This window comes from Burkholderia sp. Ac-20344, assembly GCF_017104975.1.
In the GTDB taxonomy this organism is placed as follows: Bacteria; Pseudomonadota; Gammaproteobacteria; order Burkholderiales; family Burkholderiaceae; genus Burkholderia.
Genome location: NZ_JAAGPP010000002.1, coordinates 18770 through 40922, shown reverse-complemented (window position 1 = coordinate 40922; position 22153 = coordinate 18770). Strand labels below are relative to the sequence as shown.

The 22153-nt window shown below is 63.5% G+C and carries 20 protein-coding genes and 3 pseudogenes; 11 read left to right on the top strand and 12 right to left on the bottom strand.

The features are described from left to right. Positions 1 to 32 precede the first annotated feature (32 nt). From G3N64_RS39540 to G3N64_RS00980, 4 genes and pseudogenes are all read right to left on the bottom strand, one after another. Positions 33 to 198 (bottom strand): annotated as a pseudogene (locus G3N64_RS39540) (LysR family transcriptional regulator); the annotation flags it as partial. A 130-nt stretch (positions 199 to 328) separates the two neighbouring features. After that, positions 329 to 748, bottom strand: a pseudogene (locus tag G3N64_RS00990) (type II toxin-antitoxin system VapC family toxin). Beyond that, positions 748 to 999: a type II toxin-antitoxin system Phd/YefM family antitoxin gene (locus G3N64_RS00985; protein WP_205781921.1), complete on the bottom strand. Its 252-nt coding sequence runs from the start codon at positions 997 to 999 to the stop codon at positions 748 to 750. The pseudogene G3N64_RS00990 and the gene G3N64_RS00985 overlap by 1 nt, the downstream one beginning before the upstream one ends. A gap of 336 nt (positions 1000 to 1335) precedes the next feature. Continuing rightward, positions 1336 to 2220: a LysR family transcriptional regulator gene (locus G3N64_RS00980; RefSeq protein WP_205781920.1), complete on the bottom strand. Its 885-nt coding sequence runs from the start codon at positions 2218 to 2220 to the stop codon at positions 1336 to 1338. Between the two features lie 131 nt (positions 2221 to 2351). On the opposite strand from G3N64_RS00980, the gene G3N64_RS00975 reads away from it, so the two are divergent. From G3N64_RS00975 to G3N64_RS00965, 3 genes are all read left to right on the top strand, one after another. After that, positions 2352 to 3389, top strand: a complete 1038-nt coding sequence (locus tag G3N64_RS00975; RefSeq protein WP_205781919.1) for an aldo/keto reductase — start codon at positions 2352 to 2354, stop codon at positions 3387 to 3389. 159 nt (positions 3390 to 3548) lie between these two features. Further along, a complete protein-coding gene (locus G3N64_RS00970; RefSeq protein ID WP_205781918.1) occupies positions 3549 to 3851 on the top strand; it encodes a metalloregulator ArsR/SmtB family transcription factor in 303 nt (100 codons plus the stop codon). Between the two features lie 61 nt (positions 3852 to 3912). Then, on the top strand, positions 3913 to 4914 hold the full coding sequence (locus tag G3N64_RS00965; RefSeq protein ID WP_205781917.1) for a zinc-dependent alcohol dehydrogenase family protein: 1002 nt from the start codon (positions 3913 to 3915) through the stop codon (positions 4912 to 4914). A gap of 92 nt (positions 4915 to 5006) precedes the next feature. Here G3N64_RS00965 and G3N64_RS00960 read toward each other — a convergent pair. Continuing rightward, a pseudogene (locus G3N64_RS00960) lies at positions 5007 to 5552 on the bottom strand (class I SAM-dependent methyltransferase); the annotation flags it as partial. Between the two features lie 203 nt (positions 5553 to 5755). On the opposite strand from G3N64_RS00960, the gene G3N64_RS00955 reads away from it, so the two are divergent. The 3 genes from G3N64_RS00955 (at position 5756) to G3N64_RS00945 (ending at position 8827) form a co-directional block, all read left to right on the top strand. Then, positions 5756 to 6766: a hypothetical protein gene (locus G3N64_RS00955; RefSeq protein ID WP_205781916.1), complete on the top strand. Its 1011-nt coding sequence runs from the start codon at positions 5756 to 5758 to the stop codon at positions 6764 to 6766. A gap of 264 nt (positions 6767 to 7030) precedes the next feature. Beyond that, entirely contained in the window at positions 7031 to 7618 is a 588-nt protein-coding gene (locus G3N64_RS00950; protein ID WP_205782023.1) for a DUF4410 domain-containing protein, read from the top strand. A 399-nt stretch (positions 7619 to 8017) separates the two neighbouring features. Next, on the top strand, positions 8018 to 8827 hold the full coding sequence (locus G3N64_RS00945; protein WP_205781915.1) for a TlpA disulfide reductase family protein: 810 nt from the start codon (positions 8018 to 8020) through the stop codon (positions 8825 to 8827). 34 nt (positions 8828 to 8861) lie between these two features. Here the strand turns inward: G3N64_RS00945 and G3N64_RS00940 are convergent, their stop codons facing one another. Both G3N64_RS00940 and G3N64_RS00935 read right to left on the bottom strand, forming a co-directional pair. Continuing rightward, positions 8862 to 9530, bottom strand: coding sequence for a MarC family protein (locus tag G3N64_RS00940; protein WP_205781914.1), 669 nt, complete (start codon positions 9528 to 9530; stop codon positions 8862 to 8864). Between the two features lie 446 nt (positions 9531 to 9976). Further along, entirely contained in the window at positions 9977 to 10864 is an 888-nt protein-coding gene (locus G3N64_RS00935) for a serine protease (protein ID WP_205782028.1), read from the bottom strand. Between G3N64_RS00935 and G3N64_RS39535 the strand changes: the two genes are divergently transcribed. The 4 genes from G3N64_RS39535 (at position 10823) to G3N64_RS00915 (ending at position 14477) form a co-directional block, all read left to right on the top strand. Beyond that, positions 10823 to 13105 carry an ATP-binding protein gene (locus G3N64_RS39535; protein WP_346778793.1) on the top strand — a complete coding sequence of 761 codons (2283 nt, stop codon included), beginning with the start codon at positions 10823 to 10825 and terminating at the stop codon, positions 13103 to 13105. The genes G3N64_RS00935 and G3N64_RS39535 overlap by 42 nt on opposite strands. A gap of 283 nt (positions 13106 to 13388) precedes the next feature. Next, complete coding sequence (locus tag G3N64_RS00925) at positions 13389 to 13724, top strand: SymE family type I addiction module toxin (RefSeq protein ID WP_205781913.1); 336 nt, start codon at positions 13389 to 13391, stop codon at positions 13722 to 13724. Next, entirely contained in the window at positions 13721 to 14041 is a 321-nt protein-coding gene (locus tag G3N64_RS00920; RefSeq protein WP_205781912.1) for a helix-turn-helix transcriptional regulator, read from the top strand. Before G3N64_RS00925 ends, G3N64_RS00920 begins: the two co-directional genes overlap by 4 nt. A gap of 73 nt (positions 14042 to 14114) precedes the next feature. Continuing rightward, positions 14115 to 14477 carry a transcriptional regulator gene (locus G3N64_RS00915; RefSeq protein ID WP_205781911.1) on the top strand — a complete coding sequence of 121 codons (363 nt, stop codon included), beginning with the start codon at positions 14115 to 14117 and terminating at the stop codon, positions 14475 to 14477. Positions 14478 to 14958: 481 nt separating this feature from the next. On the opposite strand, the gene G3N64_RS00910 is transcribed toward G3N64_RS00915, so the two are convergent. The 5 genes from G3N64_RS00910 to G3N64_RS00890 all read right to left on the bottom strand — a co-directional run bounded on the left by G3N64_RS00910 (position 14959) and on the right by G3N64_RS00890 (position 19483). Next, positions 14959 to 16707, bottom strand: a complete 1749-nt coding sequence (locus tag G3N64_RS00910) for a DUF2326 domain-containing protein (RefSeq protein ID WP_346778792.1) — start codon at positions 16705 to 16707, stop codon at positions 14959 to 14961. 34 nt (positions 16708 to 16741) lie between these two features. After that, positions 16742 to 16990, bottom strand: a complete 249-nt coding sequence (locus G3N64_RS00905) for an ABC-three component system middle component 8 (RefSeq protein ID WP_205781909.1) — start codon at positions 16988 to 16990, stop codon at positions 16742 to 16744. After that, positions 16959 to 17939: an ABC-three component system protein gene (locus G3N64_RS00900; RefSeq protein WP_205781908.1), complete on the bottom strand. Its 981-nt coding sequence runs from the start codon at positions 17937 to 17939 to the stop codon at positions 16959 to 16961. Before G3N64_RS00900 ends, G3N64_RS00905 begins: the two co-directional genes overlap by 32 nt. 12 nt (positions 17940 to 17951) lie before the next feature. Then, complete coding sequence (locus tag G3N64_RS00895; RefSeq protein ID WP_205781907.1) at positions 17952 to 18272, bottom strand: helix-turn-helix transcriptional regulator; 321 nt, start codon at positions 18270 to 18272, stop codon at positions 17952 to 17954. A 368-nt stretch (positions 18273 to 18640) separates the two neighbouring features. Then, a complete protein-coding gene (locus G3N64_RS00890) occupies positions 18641 to 19483 on the bottom strand; it encodes a peptidylprolyl isomerase (RefSeq protein ID WP_205781906.1) in 843 nt (280 codons plus the stop codon). Between the two features lie 1024 nt (positions 19484 to 20507). On the opposite strand from G3N64_RS00890, the gene G3N64_RS00885 reads away from it, so the two are divergent. Continuing rightward, on the top strand, positions 20508 to 22106 hold the full coding sequence (locus G3N64_RS00885) for a hypothetical protein (RefSeq protein ID WP_205781905.1): 1599 nt from the start codon (positions 20508 to 20510) through the stop codon (positions 22104 to 22106). Positions 22107 to 22153 lie beyond the last annotated feature (47 nt).

Below are 22153 nucleotides of genomic sequence, written 5' to 3'. Positions count from 1 at the left end.
AGCGCCGGGAACGCGCTTCAGCTCGCCGTCGAGCTGAACGGCCATTCCGCGTAGACGTCTGGCCCGAAACGCATTGCGATGCCGTCATTGCGCGGCGGGATTGTCCGGATGCGGATGCGTGCCGTGTGCGGCGGGATACGCGGGTGACGCGCGCACCACGCGCCGCGTACGGTCGAGCGAGCGGCTACGCAACGAACTGCCGGTTGGCGCGACTCATCCGCCAATGCTGGGGATGCCAGGGGCGCGCGTAAGCGTTACCGTGAAATGAAGGCGCGGTCTGTCAACGAAAGCGGCCCGCTTCCTTGTTCGAGAGGGAGGGTTCGCTCGCTCAATCCCACGGGTTCACGATAGCAACGCCGGTTTCGACAAAATCGGCGACATTGCGCGTCACGACGGTCATGCCATGCACGAGCGCCGTCGCGGCAATGAGTGCGTCACGCTCGGACCGCCGATCCGGTACATGGAGTCGTGCGCATCGTTGCGCGACCGCCGTATCAACCGGCAGTACGCGACCCGCGAACTCCGGCAGGACATGCCCGTCAAGCCATGCCCGCAGAAGCGCGCCTTGGGCCGTGTCCCGGCGTTCGATTTGCAAGACACCTGTCTCCAGCTCCATGATCGTGATCGCCGAGACAAAAAGCGTGGGTGCGTCGACGGTTGAACTCCAGGCCGCCAGGCCTTTGTCCGCCTTGCCGGTTCACACCTTCCGGAGTTCCGAAACGACGTTGGTATCGAGGACGAACATCATCAAAAATCAACCGGTTTGATACCGATGTCCACGCGCGGAGGGGCAAACTCGACGTCCTCGACACCGGGCATGGCCAACGCGTCGGCAATGTTGCGCCGTTGCTGCGTGAGACGCTGGTATTCCTCGAAACTCAGCAGCACATGGGCAGGCCTGCCACGATCCGTAATGAACACCGGGCCATCCTTCGCTGCCTTCTTCGCTTTGGTCACATCCTGGTTGAGTTCGCGACTCGAGAGCGTTGTGATGGTCATCATGGACTCCTCAAACCAATCAATGTAGGTATGTTGCTACAACAAATGAGATTGCGCGGCTTTGCCTGCCCCGGTTGATCCGGCCCCGTGTGCGTCGTCTTCATCGATACCTCGTGCGCCTGCGCACGAACTCCGTTTCCGGCGGCAAAGTCCTCTGGCGGGAAGCAGCGATACGCACCGCAACGAATCGCATCCGTTCGATCACGCGCACCCGATTCCGAGGTCAACCCATGCCGAGTTTCGCCGTTGCCGAAACGAACACGCCACAATGGCCACCCGATGGGCATCGAGTTGGCGTTGTCACGTCGAATTCGACGCAGTTGCATCCATATACGTTCACGCCGCGAGCGCCTGCGCCAACCTGTCGATCAGCGCCCGCACACGCCGCGGCTGCACGGCGTTGCCCGGATAGACGATCTGCAAATCGACGTCGCCCGGCGAGAACGCGCGCAGGACTTCGACGAGCGCGCCGGACGCCAGATCCTGTTCGACGTCGACCAGTGACTTCAGCGCGACGCCGTGCCCCGCGACGCACCACGCGCGCACGAGGGCGCCATCATTGGCCATCCGCCGGCCGCGCACCGTCACGCGCCGGGGTTCGCCATCGATGCTGAACGGCCATTCGGCATACAGGTCCTGCCCGAAGCGCATCACGATGCAGTCGTGCGCGGCGAGATCGTCCGGATGCCGCGGCGTGCCGTGCACGGCGAGATATGCGGGCGACGCGCACACCGCGCGCCGCGCCCGGCCGAGCGAACGGCTGCGCAGCGAACTGTCGGCGAGCACCCCGCGACGGATCGCGAAATCCAGCCCCTGCCCGACGACATCGACGTAACCGTCGCCGAGATGCAGGTCGACCGTGACGCCCGGATGCTCGGCGAGGAACGCGTCGACGACGGGCACCACGCGCTCGCGGCCGAGATCGGCCGGCGCGCTCAGGCGCACGGGGCCCGACAGCGTCTGCACGCCGAGCCGCACGCGGCTTTCGAGTTCGTCCGCTTCGGCCAGCAGGCGCCGCGCACCGTCGACGAGCGTGCGGCCTTCGTCGGTCAGGCTGATCGCGCGTGTCGTGCGCGTGAGCAGCGCCGCGCCGTAGTGGCGCTCGAGCGCGGTCAGCCGCTCGGACACGGTGGCCGGCGACAGCCCGAACTCACGGCCCGCCGCGGCCAGTCCGCCCTTCTCCACGATGCGCAGGAACAGCGCGAGATTGTCGAGCAGCATTATTCGCCTCCTCCGAACGATATTTTCGAAGTCTGCCCAATTATCCGAAATATCCGCAAGCGATACAGTGTGCCGACGCCTGGCCTCGCGCCCCCCCCTTCGACACTTCGATCACCCAAAGGAAACCCGCCATGGAATACCGCACCCTCGGCCGCTCCGGCCTCCAGGTTCCCGCCCTGAGCTTCGGCGCCGGCACGTTCGGCGGCACCGGCCCGCTGTTCAGCGCATGGGGCAACACGGGCGTCGACGAAGCGCGCCGCCTGATCGACATCTGCCTCGAAGCCGGCGTGAACCTGTTCGACACGGCCGACGTATATTCGGACGGCGAATCCGAGCGCGTGCTCGGCGCCGCAATCAAGGGACGCCGCGACCAGGTGCTGATCTCGACGAAGACGGGCCTGCCGACCGGCAACGGCCCGAACGACGCGGGCACGTCGCGCGCGCGGCTGGTACGCGCCGTCGACCACGCGCTGCGCCGCCTGGACACCGACTACATCGACCTGCTGCAACTCCACGCATTCGATGCGGGCACGCCGGTCGAGGAAGTGATGTCGACGCTCGACGATCTCGTGCGCGCGGGCAAGCTGCGCTACATCGGCGTGTCGAACTTCGCGGGATGGCAGATCATGAAATCGCTGGCGGTGGCCGATCGGCACGGCTGGTCGCGTTACGTGGCGAACCAGGTCTACTACTCGCTCGTCGGCCGCGACTACGAGTGGGACCTGATGCCGCTCGGCGCCGACCAGGGGCTCGGCGCGCTCGTCTGGAGCCCGCTCGGCTGGGGCCGGCTCACCGGCAAGATCCGGCGCAACGCGCCGCTGCCCGAAGGCAGCCGCCTGCATGAAACGGCCAGCTACGGGCCGCCGGTCGACGACGCACGCCTGTACGACGTGGTCGATGCGCTCGACGCGATCGCCGAGGAAACCGGCAAGACCGTGCCGCAGATCGCGCTGAACTGGCTGCTGCAGCGCCCGACCGTGTCGTCGGTGATCATCGGCGCGCGCAACGAGGAACAGCTGCGGCAGAACCTCGGCGGGGTCGGCTGGGCACTGACCGATGCGCAGGTCGCGAAGCTCGACGCGGCAAGCGCGGTGGAAGCGCCGTATCCGTACTTCCCGTATCGCCGCCAGCAGGCGTTCGCGCGACTCAATCCGCCGCTGCGCGGGTAAGGGTGACGGCCTGCGGTGCGAACGCCGAGGCATCGTGACGACGTCGACACACGGTTCCTGGAGGCCCTGTCAAAGAGACTCCAGAACCGCGCTGCCTCTACAGAATGGCGGTTGGCTCTCACATTGACATATCGGTAATTCTCGATATACTCACCGCCCATGGAATTGCTCGAAATCTTCAAAGCCCTCTCGAACCGGACACGCCTTGAAATCCTGCAGGGTTTGAAGGATCCCGTGAAGAACTTCCCTCCGCAGGACGAAGGGGATGTTCTGACGGTGGGCGTCTGCGTCAGCAGTATCCAGGAAGGGGTCGGGCTGTCGCAGTCAACGGTGTCCGACTATCTCGCCACGCTGCAACGAGCGGGCCTGGTCGAAGTCAGGCGCATCGGCCAGTGGACCTACTACAAGCGGAACGAAGCCGCCATCAGTGCTCTGGCCAAGAGCATCGGGAAGGACCTGTAATTTTTTGCCCCATGATATCGATAATTCCCGATATCCCTTTTTACCGAAACGAGGATATGCAATGAAAGCGCTATTGCTCAAGTCATTTGGCGGCCCGGAATCATTCGAACTGGGCGACGTTCCCAGGCCGGTGCCGCACACGGGACAACTCCTGGTCCGGGTACATGCGACCTCCATCAATCCACTGGATTACCAGGTCCGACGGGGCGACTATCCGGACCTGGTGCCACTTCCGGCCATTACCGGACACGACGTCTCCGGCGTGGTCGAAGCAGTCGGCCCGGGGGTGACGGCCTTCTCTCCGGGAGACGAAGTCTGGTACACCCCGCAAATCTTCGACGGGCCGGGAAGTTATGCCGAATACCACATGGCTGCCGAACGCATCGTCGGGAAGAAGCCGCCGTCGCTGAGCCATCTTGAGGCGGCAAGCCTGACCCTGGTTGGCGGGACGGCGTGGGAAGCCCTGGTCGTGCGTGCGGCGCTACGCGTGGGGGAAAGCATTCTGGTACACGGCGGCGCGGGTGGCGTCGGCCATGTGGCGATCCAGCTCGCCAAGGCGATCGGCGCAAGGGTGTTCACGACCGTGCGCGAAGCAAACGTCGAGTTCGCCCGAAGCCTGGGCGCCGACGTAGTCATCGACTATGAAAAGGACGATTACGTCGACGCCGTCATGCGGGAAACGGGTGGCCGCGGCGTCGATGTCGTGTTCGACACCATCGGCGGCAACACCTTGTCACGCAGCCCCGACGCGCTCGCCCAGCTCGGCCGCGTCGTCACGATCGTGGACATTGCCCAGCCGCAAAACCTCATTCAGGCCTGGGGCAAGAACGCGAGTTATCACTTCGTGTTCACGAGACAAAACCGCGGCAAGCTGGATGAGTTGAGCGCATTGATTGCACGCGGCCAACTGCGGCCACACGTTGGCGCCGTCTATTCCCTTGCCGACATTCCACTCGCCCATGCCCGGCTGGAAAGTCCCAACAACGGTGTTCGGGGAAAAATCGCGATTGCGGTGGAGCCGTCGGTTCATCCCGAACGTGTTCCCGGTTCTCGAGGGGTGTGATCTTTTCTCGCAGGTTGACCGTAGTGAACTGCGCGTGATTCGTAGTGAGCCGCGCAGGAAAGCACTCACGGCATCGAGGCTGTGCGCCGAGGGCTTTCCACGCCGTCGAAGTGCTCGCGCCCGAAATAGCTGCCCTTCAGCACGAACGGCGCATCGGGCTGCGGCCCCGCGAAGCCGCCGCGATCGCGGAACGGATGCACGAGCGAGATGAACAGCGTCCCGCCCGGCTTCAGCACGCGGCGCGCCTCGTTCAACGCGCGCTGCATGTCGTCGAGATCCATCAGCACGTTGTACGCCATCACGAGATCGAAGCTGCCCGCGTCGAACGGCAGCGACGCCGCGTCGGCCAGCTCGTAGCGATGCGCGGAATCCGCGTGACGCGCGGCGTCGAGCATCGCGGGCACCACGTCGCTCGCGGTCACGTCGTAGCCGAGCGCCTTCAGCTCGCGGCTCACGCGGCCTTCGCCGCAGCCGATCTCCAGCGCGCGGCCGGTATTGCGGCCGGTATTGCGGCCGATATACGCCGCGAGCCCCGCACGGTATTTCCAGAACGCATCGTGCCCCGGCTTGCCGGCCCAGCCGATCCATTGGTCGGCGACCTGCGTCCAGTGCTCGGTGATGGCTTTCGTGTCGGTCATGTGCGCTCCCGCCCGGTGTTCGTCGTCGGCTCAGGATGCGCATGGTAATGCCGAAGCGGCGGAATGCGTGAGCGGGTTGAGCGGGTTGCGCCGCGTCGCCGGTTTCCGTTTCCCGCGGCGACGTTCTACAGTGACATAAAACAATCCGCGCCGCCGCGCGTCGTTCCCGCTGGACGATGCGCACCCGATTCCGAGGACATTCCATGCCGAGCATCCTGGCCGCGCCCGCCAATCTCCCCCCGAGCCCCGTCGCGGCGGAAACGCGCATGGTGCACGACATCGCGACGCTGAAGCCGTCCGACTACCGTTCGGCGGACGGCGCGTCGTGGGTCATCGCCACCATCACGCCGGCCGCGGACAGCGGCACGAACGTGACCGGCACGACGTACTTCGACACCGCGAAAGGCCAGACCGTCGCGGTGCCCGACGCGCGACGCCGCTATGCGAATCGCGGCACGTGGCAGGTCGTCGCGAGTTCGAGCCCCTCGGTGCCCGCCACCGGCCGCTACGACTGGCTGACGCTCGCCTGGCTGCCGATCGACCGGCGGCCGCTGCCGCAAACGCCCGAGCACCTGTATTCGCCGTTCATTCGCGGCGGCACGATCGTGTATCGATGGAATCCTGCGGCGGAAGGCGGCGAGCAGTTCGGCAACGTGCGGATGATCTTTCCGGAATGGACGCAGCAGGTGGCCGATGCGTTGCGGTCTGCGCCTGCAGCGTCGCCGGACGGCGCCAGCGCGTCGGCCGCGCCGCCGGCGCTCGATCGCCTGAAAGCGGACACGAATCCGATGACCGCCGTGCTCGACTTCGGCGATGCACTGCGCGACGAACCGGTCGAGCGGATCGTCGCTCGGCTGCCGGCGCTGCTACGGGCGAAGGATCTGCACGAACTGTCGGCGATCGTGTTCCTGTGCCTGTCCGGATCGCGCGCGGAAGACCGGCCGCGCTTCGCTGAAGCGATCAACGGCTCGATCGCGGCGACCGACGACAGCGCGCGCCTGCTCGCGATTGCGTATGGCGCATTCGCGGCCGGCCGGGCGCGGCCCTATCCGTTCAACGATGCGGGGCAGACAGCGCGGATCGACGACGTGTTCGGCGCGTTGAAGCGGCGGACGGCGGCGCTCCACGTGCCGGTTGCGGAAGGGTCGCCGTGGTACGAGTTCTTTACCGCGTATCGGCTCGGCGGAGCAGCATCGGGCAAGAGCCAGCGATGACCCACACCTGGCCGGCGCCGCCACGGCGGATACCGGCCTCCATCTTCTGCGCGGAACCGGTCGCCCCGGTGAACCGCACACCGTCATCGCGCGCCACGCACGCGGCGCATGTTTTTCATCGGCGCCAAAGGCCGCGACGAATCCATATCGAACGGGCTTTTCGACAATTCGGCTATTCGACCTTTTGAATCGAATCGTCCCGTGCTAGATTTCCGCCCGGCCACAGAGCCATCTCAAATAACCCGAACTAAAAAAGACCAAATCATGAAATCTGTATTCCGTCATGCCGCTCTGGCACTGGTGACGATCGGCTTCCTGTCGGGCTGCGCGAGCAGCGTGACACGCGACGCCAGCGATCAGGCGGGGGCCATCGCCACTGCATCGGCGCCCAAATTCGGCACGAAGCCCGTGATCGTGCAAGTCACGCTCGACAACGCCGCCCAGGAAGCGCTGAAAGACAATCTGAAATTCAGCCCCGAGAACCTGAAGGGGAAAATCGAAAGCGCACTGGCCGCACGCAAGCTGCTGGCAACGGCTGGTTCGACCGATGCGATGCACCTGAACGTCGAAGTCAACGGCATTCGCGTGCGCTCGAGCTTCTCGGCAGTGATGTTCGGCTTCATGGCGGGCAACGATCACGTCGACGGCACCGTGACGCTCGTCGACGCCGACAATCATCAGATCGACCGCTTCAAGGTGTCGGCTTCGTACGCGCTCGGCGGCATCGCCGGCGGCATGGACGATACGCGCATGAACTGGCTGTACGAGAAGTTCACCGAGAAGACGCTGGCGACGCTCGAACCGGCGGCTGACGCTCAGCAGGCAAACGCCACGCAGACGAAGACGCAGTAATGCCCGACGCCCGGCCGGCCACGGATGCGCGGCCCGTCGGGCGGCAGCGGTCGCGCTCAGCCGCCGGCGACGATAAAAAAGCAGCCGCCCGGAGGGAGCGGCCGTCAAGGAGAGATCCCTGTACGGGATGCCGGCGGACACCACTCCGGACCGGCGAGCGTATTGTTGACGAACGCTCTTCCGCTGACCATCAGACCAGTCTGATTCACAGCCTGCCCGCATGAAAATCACGGAGTCCTGAGCCAGCCTGCCCCGTCGAATCCGCAACACGCCGTTACGTTCGCGACGGGAACCCGCATCCCAGGCAGCCGGTCGAAACGCAGCACGACCGTCGACAGGCCTCAGCGCCGCGACGGCCCATCCCGTCTCCAGCCCCGCTCGATCACGTCCCGCCCTTTCATGCTGAGCATTGGTCCTTTCTCGATCCGCGTCGTCGCGGTAGCCGCCGCCGCGCTGCTCGCGTGGCTCGTCGCCCGTTTCATCCAGCGCCGTCCACCGGACGGCCAGCACAAGACTGCATCGAGCCTGATCCTCGATACGCTGCTGCTCGGGTTAATCGCCGCGCGCCTCGGCTATGTCGCGCAATGGTGGTCAGAGTATTCGGCCGCGCCGCGCTCGATCATCTCGCTCGGCGACGGCGGCTTCGACTGGCGCATCGGCCTCGCGGCCGGGATCGTGTTCGCGGGCTGGCGCCTGCGCCGCCTGCCTGCGCTGCGTCGCCCGGTGACGGCCGGCATGCTCGCGGGCCTCGCCGCATGGGGCATCGCGCAAGGCACGCTCGCAACGTTGCAGCACGGCGCGCCGCCGCTTGCCGCGTTGCAGCTCGAAGCGCTCGACGCCACGCCGGTGCCCGCGCAACGCTTCGCGGGCAAGCCCGTCGTCGTGAATCTTTGGGCCACGTGGTGCCCGCCGTGCCAGCGCGAAATGCCGATCCTCGCGCAAGCGCAGCAGGATCATCCGGCGATGACGGTGCTGATGGTCAACCAGGGCGAAGACGCGCAGGCCGTGCGCGCGTTCCTCGAACAGAAGGGGCTGCGCTTCAATCACGTGCTGCTCGATCGCACGCTGCATGCGATGCAGGCCTACGGTTCGCGCGGGCTGCCGACGACGCTCTTCTTCGACGCGAAAGGCAACCTCGTCGAATCGCACATGGGCGAGATCACCGCCGCGCGGCTGAAGGATGCCGTGGCGGACCGCTTCGGCCAGTAACGCGCGTCGGCCGAAGCAGCACGGCATCGCTTCGTCACCCCGCCTGCCCACCCAGCATCTGCACGAACGCCGCCAGCCCAGTCAACATGATCTGCACACCCACGCACAGCAGCAGGAACGCGGACACCCGCATCGCCACTTTCGTCCCCTCGCTGCCGAGATAGCGCGCGAGCGTCGTCGCGCGGCTGTAGATCTGCCAGATCGCGAACGCGACGAGCGCCGCGACCGCAACCGACACCACGCCCGACGTCAGATAATCCGCTGCCGTCCGTGCACGGTTCGCATGCAGCGCAATGCCGGCCGCGATCGAGCCGGGGCCGATCGTCAGCGGCACCGTGAGCGGGAAGAATGCGCGCGCCATCAGCTTCGGCAGATCGTCGCCATGCGCGGCGCTGTCGCCGCCCGGCACGTCGGGGGCGTTGAGCATCGACCAGCCGGCCACGGCCACCGCGAAGCCCCCGCCGATCCGCAGCGCTTCCATCGAAATCCCGAAGAAATTCAGCACCGGTGCGCCGATGAAGAAGATCACGAGCAGCGTGAAGAACACGTTCGTCGCGAGCTGTTTCGACAACGTCGCGCGCTCGGCCTCCGTCAGCGATTGCGTGCGTTCGAGAAACACGAACGCCATGCCGATCGGATTGATGATGCCGATCAGGCCCGTGAAGCCAAACAGAATTTCAGAGATAAGGCGGTCGACCGGCATCGCGTTGCGTACTCCTCGGTAACGGGCAGCGAATAAAAAAACGGCCGGTCGACAGGACCGGCCGCTCAAACGGAGATATCTCCATGATCCGGCGCGCGGGGGGCACGCCGGGCCGCAGAACCCCTATTGTCGATGAAGCGGATCCGGCAGGAAATCAGTCGGGTCTGATTTTTCGGGGCGATGTGAAGCGCAGCGCGGTGCCCACATGCGAATGCTCAAGGCTCCCGTCGCATTTCAGACGCATGCTGAAGACAATACGGCAAAAAAAAACGGCGGCCAGTCGTCACGAGCGGCCGCCCAAGAGAGGAGAAACTTCCACGAATCGTCGCCGGAGCGTGGTGCGAACGGATCGCATGTCAGCGGCAGGGCAGCAGCAAGGCAGCGGCACCGACGTACCCAGGTGCGCAACGCCGAACGAATGCGCCGCGACGCGTCGTCCAGGCCGCTCAGTATCCGACCAGACGCGTATGGGTCGGCAGATCGACCGTGAGATCGGCGCCGCCGGCATCCGTCTTCGGCAACGGCGCAGCCGGGCGTGCCGTGTCGCGCGTCGCCGCGAGCCAGTGCGTGAATTCGGCTGCGGTCATGCCCACTGCTTCGGCCGCGCCGGGTGCCGGAACGGTCGCCGGGTCCGCAGGCCGACGCGTGTCATGCGGGTTCGACGACACGACGCGTGCCCTCTCACCCTCGGCCACGCGCGCCGCGCGATGCTGCTCGGGCGGGGTACCCTGCGCACTCCGGTTACGTGCAACAGTGCCCGCTCTCGATGCGGGAGTCGAACGCGCCGACACCGTATCCGACTTGCCGCGCGCCGCCTTCGCAGGCCGCGACGCCACCCGCGCCGGCTGTGTCGCCGTCGTATCGCCGTTGCGCGCATCCTGCGCGCCGGCCGGCACGCTTGCGGCGGAGGCGGCACCCGGTGAAGCGGCCGGCTTCGCATTCGATTCGAACGACGTATCGGCCGCAGCCGCATCCACCATCGCCGAGACCGCCGCCACCGGCGCGGCGATGATCGCCTCCGGCGCGATCGAGATGGCCGCTGCATACACGCTGCCGGGCGTCGCCCTGTGCTGACGCTCGTCGAACAGATGTGTCGCCACCACGCACGCCACGCCGAACATCGCTGTTGCGAGCAGCGTCATCTTCCAGCGGCGGCGCAACGGATGCGGCCGGACCCACGCGCGGTTGTCCGAACCGAAATCCGCGGCACGAACCGGATTGACGGCCCTGGGCGCCTCACGCGCCACATTGCATGGCAGCCGCCCGCGGTCGATCCGCTCACGGGAAAGACGGTGTTCCGTCTCGTCGAGCCGGTATTCGACGGCCCCGATCACGTGATGACCTTCGTCAGCGATCTCGACGTGGACGTGATCGCCGACCGGATGGACCACGCGCCCGACGACACCGTCGCGATGCTCGTCGACGAAAGCGGCCGCATCCTGCTGAGCGCGGATCGCACCAACGCGTCGACCGACGGTGCTGCGCTGATGCAACACGCGCTCGCCGGTGGTGACTGGCGGCTCGGCTTCGACCGGCTCACCGCGAACTACCGGGACGGCATCTTCACGGTCAGCGACCGGATCTCGGATACGGGCTTCGCGATCGTCTATGCGTACTCGTGGCGGATGATCGCGCACGCGATCTGGCCGGCGATGCTGCGCGAGTTCGGCACGACCGCGCTGATGCTCGCCGTGCTGTGGGCGCTCGTGATCACGTTCGACCTGAAACTGTTCGCACCGCTGTTCCGCCGCTCGCGCCGCGTGTTCGAAAGCGAGCAGATGAGCCGCGCGATCATCGCGACCGCACCGTTCGGCATCGGCCTGATTTCGCTCGGCTCGCGCCAGGTGCTGCTGCGCAACCGGATGATGGAGCTGTACGAGAAGGAGGCCGGCACGCCGCCGCTGCATGAACGCCTGCTCGCACGCTACCGGGAACGCCAGGACGGCGATGCCTTTCAGCTCGACGTCGAACTGCCGGTCACGCTGAAGGACGGCCGCACGCGCGACCTGCTCGTCAACTTCGTCCGCGCGCGCTACAAGGGTCGCGACACGCTGCTGTGCAGCTTCTCCGACATCACGACGCGCGCCGACGCCGAACGCGCGCTCGGCAGCGCGAACCGTGCGAAGTCGACCTTCCTCGCCACGATCACGCACGAGATCCGCACGCCGCTGAACGCGATGCTCGGCAACCTCGAACTGCTCGACAAGGCGCCCGACCCCAGCCGGCAGAAGCGTCGGCTGCATGCGGTCACATCAGCCGCACGGATGCTGCTCGACATGCTGAACAACGTACTCGACATGACGAAGATCGAGGCCGACCGGATGACGCTCGAAGCCACCAGCTTCCGCATCGACGAACTGATGCGCGACCTCGCCGACCTGTTCGAGCCGATGGCCGCCGCGAAGGGTGTCGCGTTGCGTGTGGAGATCGACCCGGCCGTCGCGCATGCGTATGTCGGCGATCCGATGCGCGTGCGGCAGATCGTCGTGAACCTGGTCAGCAATGCAATCAAGTTCACCGATCGCGGCACGGTCGCGCTGTCCGTGTCGGCATCGGCGGTCGATGCAACGCCCATGACGATCCGCGTCAGCGATTCCGGGATCGGGATGACGGCCGACCAGCTCGCGCACATCTTCGAACCGTTCGCGCAGGCCGACAAGTCGATCGCACGACGATTCGGCGGCACCGGCATCGGGCTCGCACTGAGCCACAAGCTCGTCGAATCGATGGGCGGCGACATTGCGGTCGACAGCGTGCCGGGTGTCGGCTCGACGTTCGTCGTCACGCTGCCGCTGCCGCTCGATCACCGGCCGGGCGCCGCGCGGGCCGACGCGGGGGCCGACGCGCAGAACGCCCGTGTGCTGTTCGTCGACGACAACCCGGTGAACCGTTCGTTGATCCACGACCAGCTCGACGTCCTAGGCTATCCGGCCGATGTCGCGTCGAGCGTTTCGGAAGCGCTCGACCTGGTCGATCGGCATGACTACGCGCTCGTGATGACCGACCTCAACATGCCGGGGCTCGACGGCTATGCGTTTGCGCGCGTGCTGCGCGAGCGAGGCCGCGCGCGGCCGATTCTCGCCGTGACCGCGCATGCCGAGCCGGATGAATTGCGTCTCGCGCGGGAAGCGGGGATCGACGAAATCGTCGCTAAGCCGACGTCGTTGAAGTCGCTTGAACTGGCGATCGTGAAGCACACCGGTCCGTCGCAGGCGTCGCATGCTCCGCCGCCGTCGCGCCGGCATGGGCCGCTGCCCGGGGATCTGCACAAGGTGCTCGCCGACACGGCACACCGGTCGAATGCGGCCATCTCGCGTGCGCTTCAGGACGGCGATCTGAAGGCCGCGCGCACGGAGATTCACAGCATGCGTGGGGCGTTCGCGATGATCGGCGAGCATGAGATTGCCGGGCTTTGCGCTTCGATGGAAACGCTTGCGCTGGCGGGAGACGCGGCGGCGTTCGCGCGTGAGTTCGAACGCTATCGGCGCGACGCGGAAGCAATGCTCGTGCGGCGTGCGGCCGGTGAATCAAAACCGTCGTCCGACACGTTTTCTGACATATCGGTGATGAAATGACGATGCGGTTCGTCAGCGCAACTGCCCTGGAATCGTTGAGCATCAAGCATGCAAGACATCGGCCGAATGGCCAATGTCGATAAAACCGTACAAGACCGATATCAGACGGCCGCCAATCTCAGTAGAGTGGTTGCACGTTTTCGTGTGGAAGGTTAGGTCATTTCGACATGCGAATCATGTAACGGAATGGCGATCGAAATCCGCTGCGTAAACGAGCGCGGCCCACAAGTGCTGATTCACCTGCGGGCCGCTGACCACAACCAACTCAAACCAGGAGTTGACCATGGCTGGCGCGAATCATAACGCACCGACGTACTTCCGCGATTGCTTTTTCTCCCCGCAATCGTCCTTTCGATCTGGCCGCCTCGTTCCGCATCTCAGGCTGACCGACATGGCGCCGCCTGTCATGTATCTGTGGACGAAATTGTCCGGCCGGTGGATCGAGGCAGCGGGTTTCGATCCCGAGCAGCGCTTGCAGATCGAGGTATCGCACAAGCGGCTGGTGATCACGCCGATCGATGATGCAGGCAGCGATCATGGCGCGCAGCACGAACGCCCCGATGGCGATCCCGCAACGGGACGGCAACTGGAATCGGTGATGGCGGGAGAAGCGCAATGAATCACGACGCCCCGAATCAACACACCGACGACGTGCCGGCCGATCTCGACTTCTACGATGTCGGGGAACTGGCGGCCAAGTCCGCGCTCGTGCTGAAGCTCAACGCGCTGATCGCGTCGCGCGGCCTGAGCGAGAACGAGGCTGCCGCGCTGGCCGAGATGACCCGGCCGGTGGTCACACCCGAGCAGCGCGACAGGCTTCGGAACGTTTCGCTGGAAACGCTGATGGTGACGCTCGCATCGCTCGGCCAGCATGTGGACATCGTGGTACGGCCAGCGGGGGGATTGGGGCCGGCGGGTATCACGGTTTCGGTCTGACGGTTGTCGGAGTAAAAGGAAAGGAGTATGTGCGGTGGCCGGGTCTGGCCGCCGCCATAAATGGAGTAACGAGATGGACATTCAACCAATTCGAACCGAGGCTGATTACGAGGCCGCGCTGAGGACAGTCTCTGCTCTCGTCGATCTGAATCCGGCGCCAGGTACGCCGCAGGGTGACGAGCTGGAGATTCTGGCGATTCTGGTTACGCGCTACGAAGCCGAGCACTTTCCGATGGCAGCACCGAACCCGATCGACGCAATCAAGTTTCGGATGGAACAGGCTGGTCTGACGGTCGCCGACATGCAACCGTACATCGGGAACAGCAACCGCGTGTATGAAGTGCTAGCCGGCCGGCGAGCATTGAGCCTCACCATGATCCGCAAGCTGCACGAGGGTCTGCATATCCCCACCGACGTACTGATCGGAACGCTATAAACGATAACGAATGTGAACGAGTGGCTCAGCGCGGACACTCGCGGGTGGCCGTCACCGAAATCGAGCGCAAGCGCCACCACGAAACGCGTCGACGCCCCTTCGTGCCGGAAGCGGGCTTCAAACGCTTGGTCCGTGATGCCAAGCACTCGGGCGCCAGTACTGACGGCCATCCAGATCAACGGGAACAAGTGTGTGGCGCCGGAATATCCTCGGCGCTCGCATAAGGCAGCGTTAGGAGTAGCGCTATCAATGAATAGCATGACTACGACCGGGCCCAACGGTCGCCGCCGAAGCCACTCCGGCACCACACCTGTTCAATTTATCGTGAACGATCGTCACAACCAATCAGACCAGGCTGATTCTCCAGTGCATCGAACGCCGCGTTAACTGCCAGATCGGCTAACAAGCGAACGGTTTCCTCATCGGCATTTCGGACCGTCGAACCGATCCTCGTTCGTATCCCCACCGCGAGCCCCAATCACTACCAAGCCTTCATTTTAAAGAGTCGCCCTTTTTCGTCCTCGTCATGCAATGTCACGACGATTTCGCCGGTAGTAAACACGGGCGTTTCATCACCGATGCGCGCGGGCAGATCCGAATCAATCAGCGTAATGATCGGTTGCAGGCCGAGATCGGCGTACCGTCGGACCACCGTCAACAGGTTCTCCTTCTTCCGATCGTCCAACGTCTCAAACACGCCATCGTGATAGACGAAACGCGGGAACTTGTCGTCCAGATGCGCACGCAGGACCGCCAGATCAAATGCGATGCACAGTAGCTTCCGATAGGTGTGACCGAGATCCGCACTTGTTGCATTGCCGGATTCGTCGAGAATTTCCGCCTTGAATTCCAGATGACCCTGCTGGTTCGGCGACACGCTCAGCAACGCCTTTCGGCTGATGACCTCTTCGACGATCTCATTGAAGAACAACCGGATCGACGAGAAGAGGCTACTTTGATCCGAATTCTGCTTTTCAACATCGGCTTCGATCTGTGTCTGCAAGTGGCTAAGTTCGTCAGCCAGGGCCCGAATCTCAGTCCGCAGTTCCTGCAGACGATGGAGAAAGCCTCGCTGCCGCTCCAACGAAGTGATGTCGGCTCGCAGCGTCACCATTTCGTCCGAGACGTGCTTGTACTTGCCGAAAACGTCCGTGTCACTTAGAAAGGACAACATTTCAGAACGCTTCTTACCCCATGCATTCAGATCGGCACTGACACGCTTCAATTCAGCTTCAACTTCGGAGTGCTCTTCCTGAAGATACCCTCGGCGCTCATCTGTGATCGCACGATTAAATGCGATCAACTGTTGGAAATCTTTTTTTATTTGCCCCTTGAAGATAACACCAGCTTCCGCGAACAAGCGCTCGGCCTCGTCTGGATTGAACAGGATCTGGTCTTCTTCCAGCGAGGCGACGATTTTCTTCTGGTTCTGATTGAGTGAATAGCGTCGTGCATTGAGCTCTGCAATGCGTTCGTCGACGTCATCAACCAATTGCTTGGTGCGATCCTTGTCCTGCGCACGGAAGTCAAAAGCATCGAGCAGCTTTTGCTTCTTTTCCGCCTCCTTCTGCTTCAGCAGCAAGATGCCTTCAATCTTGCTGATGTCCTCGATGGACCCGCCAAGTTCGGTCTTGATGGTCTGCGCAGTTGTCTGCTTTTCAGCGAGTTGCTCCTCCTTCTGGTAGTGCAGCGCAATCAGTTGTGCATTGAAACCGAGGACATGCGCCAAGAACGGCTTCCAGTCCGAATGAGCGGCCGCGAACTTCCGCAAATGAAACACATCACGGAAGTCATCCTGAGAACGTAACAAATAGCCCAAGCCTTTGCGAAATCCCCATGGCTTGAGCGCCCGCCAGTCAAGCAACCCATCCAACAAGTCGCGTGCCCGGTCGAAGGGCACATCCCGGTGATCCCAGTCCGCCAGCGGCAAACCAGACAAGTCCTGATGGCCCGCCTCATGGCGCTTGAAACTGATCTTCGTGGCTTCTTCGACCCCGCGCCGAATCGTCACAAAAGAAGCGTCTTCTAACTGGATCTCAAGGAAGAAGATGAACGTCTTGAACAGATCGAGGTGCTTGAAGAGAAAAAATTTGGGATCACGCTTGGCCAAGAAGCCGAAGTCGAGCAGCCTTCCGAGTGTGGTTTTACCGAGGTTATGAGTGTCCTTGTTGCGGTTTTCCGGCAAACGGATCTCCGCCACAACAACATTCAAGCCCTGGACAAAATCCACGGGCTCGAACAGATCCGGCCGGTTCGAATAGAGTCTAGACGGCTTCATTTGGCCCCACATATTCGATGGCGTCCGTTTTAGGGCGATACTCGATCAAACCCATGAGGTAAAGAAAGTTCAGAGCTGGCAGGAACAACACATCACCACCAGCGACGCTCTTCTTAACGAAATTTCTCAGCCCATCATATTCATCCAGGCGACGCGTCTTCAGTCGTGCAAGCAGCAACAATGAGACATTGATGATCGTGCGGTCAGGATGCGAGTGTTTCGTCGGCCTCAGCATCGCCCACCTCCCCGATATCGCAGTGCCAGTACATGTAGAACAACACGACGCGCGTCAAGCGCTTGTGAGCACGCTGCTTCAATACCGGATCCCGGTTGAATAGCAGATCGACAAGGTGTTCCATCACCGCGTCGAAGGTCTGATAGTCCTTGCGTTTGGCTATGATCTTGAGCTGGAACTCATCGACCACCGACTCGTACATACGCAATAGGTCGAAATTTTCCGGCGCAGCTAAGAATGCCCCTATCTGTACGGTCTCTTTGAGATACTTTCGCCGCAACTCTTTCGCGTATTCCGCACTCATGTTGTTGAGCAGGTTCTTCTGCTCGTAGCCTACGCGTGCGGTCGGCGGATCGTCGAGCACGGACGTGACGCCATCCATCTGACTCGCCAGAGCTTGTACGACCTCAGCCAAGTCATCGGGGCTGACAATCAGTGGCGAATCGACCGGATCAAGATCGGCTTCGTTCGCCACGTCCGGAAAGCGCTTCAACCAGAGTTCAAGTTGCTCCACGCCGCAGAGATAAATCGACGAAATCGGAATATCGCATTGCTCGGCAATGTGATCACGTATCTCCGCTTCAGCGTTCCCGGTCAGGCGTCGATTACCGAACAGCATGTAGTGATCGAGTTGCTTGGCCGCACGCAGTTTCTTGATGCGAGGAATCTCCTTGCCGAGCACTGTGTTCTCAGTCGACTTGCTGAAGAAGTCAGTCTCGGAGAAGCTGCGGTTATAGCCGATCGTGTGCTTGGCTTGGATAATGGTCGTGCCGTTCCACGGGGCTGCCTTGCTAGGATGGCACTCCGCGACCCCAACGAACTTGGCATCGCGTCCCCCGTCTGGTCCCTTTGCAAAACCTTGCACTGCGATGCCAAGCAAGCGCTGACATAGAAGCACGATCAAACGCTCGAACTGGTCGTCGCCAAGGTCTTCGTATGAGAACTTCATCGCATCCTCACGTCAATTTGCGACCGTAATGCCCGCCCCATGCGCGCGCCGGGCTGGATGCACGACAATCTCCACACGTTGGTCGAGCGATACCAGTGCTTGCATCAGCCTTTCAAGCGAAATATTTTGAAGCTTGTAGTGACGAACCTGAGAGACCTTCGGCTGGGTCATGCCTGTAATGGTCGCTGCCTCTGTCTGACTTAGCCCACGTTGATCAATCAATTCATTGAGCTTGAGCGCAAGGGCTGCCTTCGCCGATAGTTCGTCCGCGTCTTCGAAGTCAAGACTGCTCAGCACGTTGTCTGTGCTCCGCGGACCAGTTTTGCGATTCATCACATCCTCCCGCCCATTGTGTAACAGATGAGCACAACCGTCGGCTACTTCGCGATAAATTCCGCGTTCGATTGAAGTGCAACGGCTTCAGACCCAGACGGCTTCTCAGCCGCTTATTATACCTGTTCGGGTATAGATCGCAATCGGTGGCCTGGGCGTAGCCGGTACGTGGCACTCCGTCAGTGGAAGGAATTTCGACGTACTTGACGCGGTAATTTCCTTAAGAGAATCCGAGGAGATCTAACGCGAGATCGGCCTCACATCCTCCGATAGCGCGCATTGAGGCCACAAAAAAGCCGCTGCCGTTCGAAACAGCAGCGGCTGACAACGCGAATCACGCTGATCCGCCTTCGTCCTGATACACACACTTACTGCTGAATCGTCGCCTGCGAAGCCAGCTTCTCGACCAGCGCAGCCATCGCGCGTTGATCCGCCTGCGCTTCGAGCTGCTGGCGCAGCACGTTCTTCGCCGCGTCGAACGTCGGTACAACCGTCTTCCGCTTCTGATCGAGCTTCACGAATGCGAACGCATCGCCGATCCGGATCGGTGCCGCCACGGCACCCGGTTGCAACGACGTGATCGCCTGCGCAAGCGCCAACGGCACGCCAGCCGTATTCCCTTCGGCCACCGGCGTATGCAGGTCGACCCACTCCGCAATGCCACCGTTCGGGGCCGTGTTGTACTTCTTCGCAAGCGCGTCGAACGCGGTGCCCTTCTTCAGCGCCGCAACCACTTCGCTCGCCTCCGCGGGGCTACGGACAGCGATCACTTCCGCGCGGTACTGGAACGGCGCGGCGCTGCCGACGATCTGGTCGTAGCGCGCCTTGACCTGCGCGTCGGTTACCGGCTGCGGGCGAGCCATCTCGTGCAGATAGAGATCGGTCGCCGCCACCGTGCGGGCACGCATCACGACCTTGTTCACTTCCGGGCGGCTGCCGTAGTTCGCCTGGTCGGCGGCCTGCTCGACCAGTTGCTGGATGATCAGGTTCTGCTTGACCTGTGCACGCAGCGCCGGCGTGTCGGCCTCACCGGACGTCTTGATCGCGGTGTCGATATCGATACGCGGAATCGGCACGTTGTTGACGACTGCCTCGACGCCCGGCGGCAGCGCCGCATCGGGTTTCGGGCCGGCGGCGCGCGCAGCAGGCATGCCGCCGGCACACGCGAGTGCGATCAGGGTGGATACGATGGAAAGCTGATGCTTGTTCATGAAGTGTCCTTCATTGTGGAGTGGAGAAGCCGCGCAACGGCGGCGACAGGGAAAGCGGCGGCGCCGCTGTGGGCAACCGAGCGGGTCGGCGCCAGGATGACCGCGCGCAAGCGAAGGCACGACGGCATGTCGGGAACGTGCACCGGTCGTACCGGGTTCGCCATGGCTGCACGGGCACCATCGGGTACCGCGTGCGTGCGGCGCATTCCGGTGATCGTCCGGCACCGGCAGACAGGCGTGAATGCACTGCGCTCGCATGAGGCAGCGTTCTCCCAACCTGCGACCTGAAAGGTCGAAAAGCAGCCGAGCCCACCGGCCGCCGCAAGGCATTCACGTCTGTCCGCGCGACACGCATCGCGCAATCGGGTCGATCGGCGCGTGCATGCGGCCGAGAAAAAGACGCTGCCCGAAACCGGGCAGCGCATTGAACGAAGACACGCTTCGGATACGAGGTATCGGACGCATACCATGCGGTCGCCCGACCTGCGCATTGTCGAAGAACGACGGGCACCCGCACAATCAGCCTGGTCCGAATCTGCACGATTTCGCCGGTCACTCGCGCGGCGGGGTCGTCCGCGATCATGCGACGTCGCCCGTCGGCATCGCATGCAGGTTCGTCGTCACGGCATCGATCATCGTCTGCGCTCCCAATCAAGCCGAGGCCGACCATCCCGGCCCCGAATGTCTCGCATTAAAGACGCAGACAACGCCGATCTCTATCAGACCGGTCTTACATCGGTCGTGCGAAACGCATGAATCAGACTGGGCCTACGTGGGCGCGTCCAACAGGATTTCCAGCGACATGCGGACGAGTTCCGTGAGATTCCGGCACGGCAATCAGCTCGTTTAGGACTTGTCCGATTCATTTGCCGTTGGCGCCTGCCTAAAGTGGAGTGCATCACGGCGCCGGGCTTTCCACCGCACTCGGAACGACAGCACGCGATGCCATCCGTCGGCATGCTTCGCATCACGAAGCTATGTCAGCCTTCCCCGATACGCGAACGGCTTTCCGGAGCGACCGCACATGCAGATCACCACGCACGACATGCCCACGTTTGCCGACATCCCTCGTCTTCCGGCCGATCTCGCCGATGCGACGCAGGCCGTATCGATCGACGCGGAGGCCGCCCCCGGCACGCTCGACGCGTCCGTCGCCGCCACCACGCAGACGCTGATCGAGCGCGGCAATTGCTCTCGCGCGGCCGAGCTCGCGGTCATGCACTGGCAACACCATCCCGCGTCACCGGCGGCGGCGTTCAATTGCGGTTATGCACTTCAGATGGCCGGACGCCACGCGGAGGCGATCGTTCCTTATCTCAAGACACTCGCGCTCGCACCCGCATGGCCGTCTCTGAAGAACAATCTCGCGCTCGCGATTCGGCAGTCGAGCGGCGATCCCGAACTGGAACACGCCTTCATCGAAGGCGCACTCGACGACGATCCGAACGACGCGCACGCCTGGACCAACGCGGTCATCACGCGCCTCAATCGCTTCGACCTGGACGGCGCACTGCGCGCGGCCACCCGTGCCGTGACGCTTGCGCCGGACAGCCCGCTCGCGGCCAACAACGCGGCCGCCGTGCTCAAGGAAGCGCAACGGTGGGACGAAGCCGAGCAGTACGTGCAGCGCGCGTGCGCGCTCGATCCGCACGACCCGACACACCGCCACAACCTGTCGCTGCTACGGCTTGCGCGTGGCGACTTCGCATCGGGATGGGCGGACTACGAGACGCGCTGGCACGGCGCGGGGGAACTGCGCGGCACGCTGCCCGAGTTTCGACGGCCGCGCTGGTGCGGCGAATCGCTGGCCGGAAAGACGCTGCTCGTATGGGGCGAGCAAGGCATCGGCGACGTGCTGCAGTTCAGTCGCTACGTCCCGCTGCTCGCGGAGCGCGTGCATCGCGAAGGCGGGCGGCTCGTGTGGAATGCGTTTCCGCAGATGGGCGCGCTGCTCGAACGCAGCCTCGGCGATCACGCCGACGTGTTCGATACCGGCACCCGCATCGAGCACCTGCCCCGCTTCGACTACGAACTGCCGCTGATGAGTATTCCGTGGATGCTCGGCCTCGACACGGATGCGCTCTTCACGTCCGCGCCTTACCTCCATGCGGACGCCGGGGCCACCGACGCTTGGCGCCACGCGCTGTCCGGCGAGACGCGGCTGAAGGTCGGCCTCGCGTGGACGGGCAGCCTCAACCATCAACGCAACCGCTTTCGCCGGGTCGGGCTCGAGCGCTACGCCGACGCGTTCGCCGGCCGGCAGAAGGACGTCGCGTTCTACTCGCTGCAACCGGGTGCGCAGCACGACGTCGAAGCCGCGAAAGCGGCCGGGTTCGACGTGACCGACATGACACGCGAATGGAAGACGTTCGACGACACCGCGGCTTTCGTCGGCGCGCTCGACCTGGTGATCACCGTCTGCACGTCGGTCGCGCACCTGAGCGGCGCGCTTGGCCGGTCCACCTGGGTGCTGCTCGATGCGAACCCGCACTGGGTCTGGCAGCATGACCGGCGCGACAGCCTGTTCTATCCGAGCGCGGCGCTTTACCGGCAGCGCAGGTTCGCCGACTGGCAACCCGTGCTCGACGAGGTGGCGGCGGATCTTCGGGGTCTCGTCGACTGACACGCGAGCGCCGGTGTGCGTTGCAAATACGGCCTCTTCTGATCGCC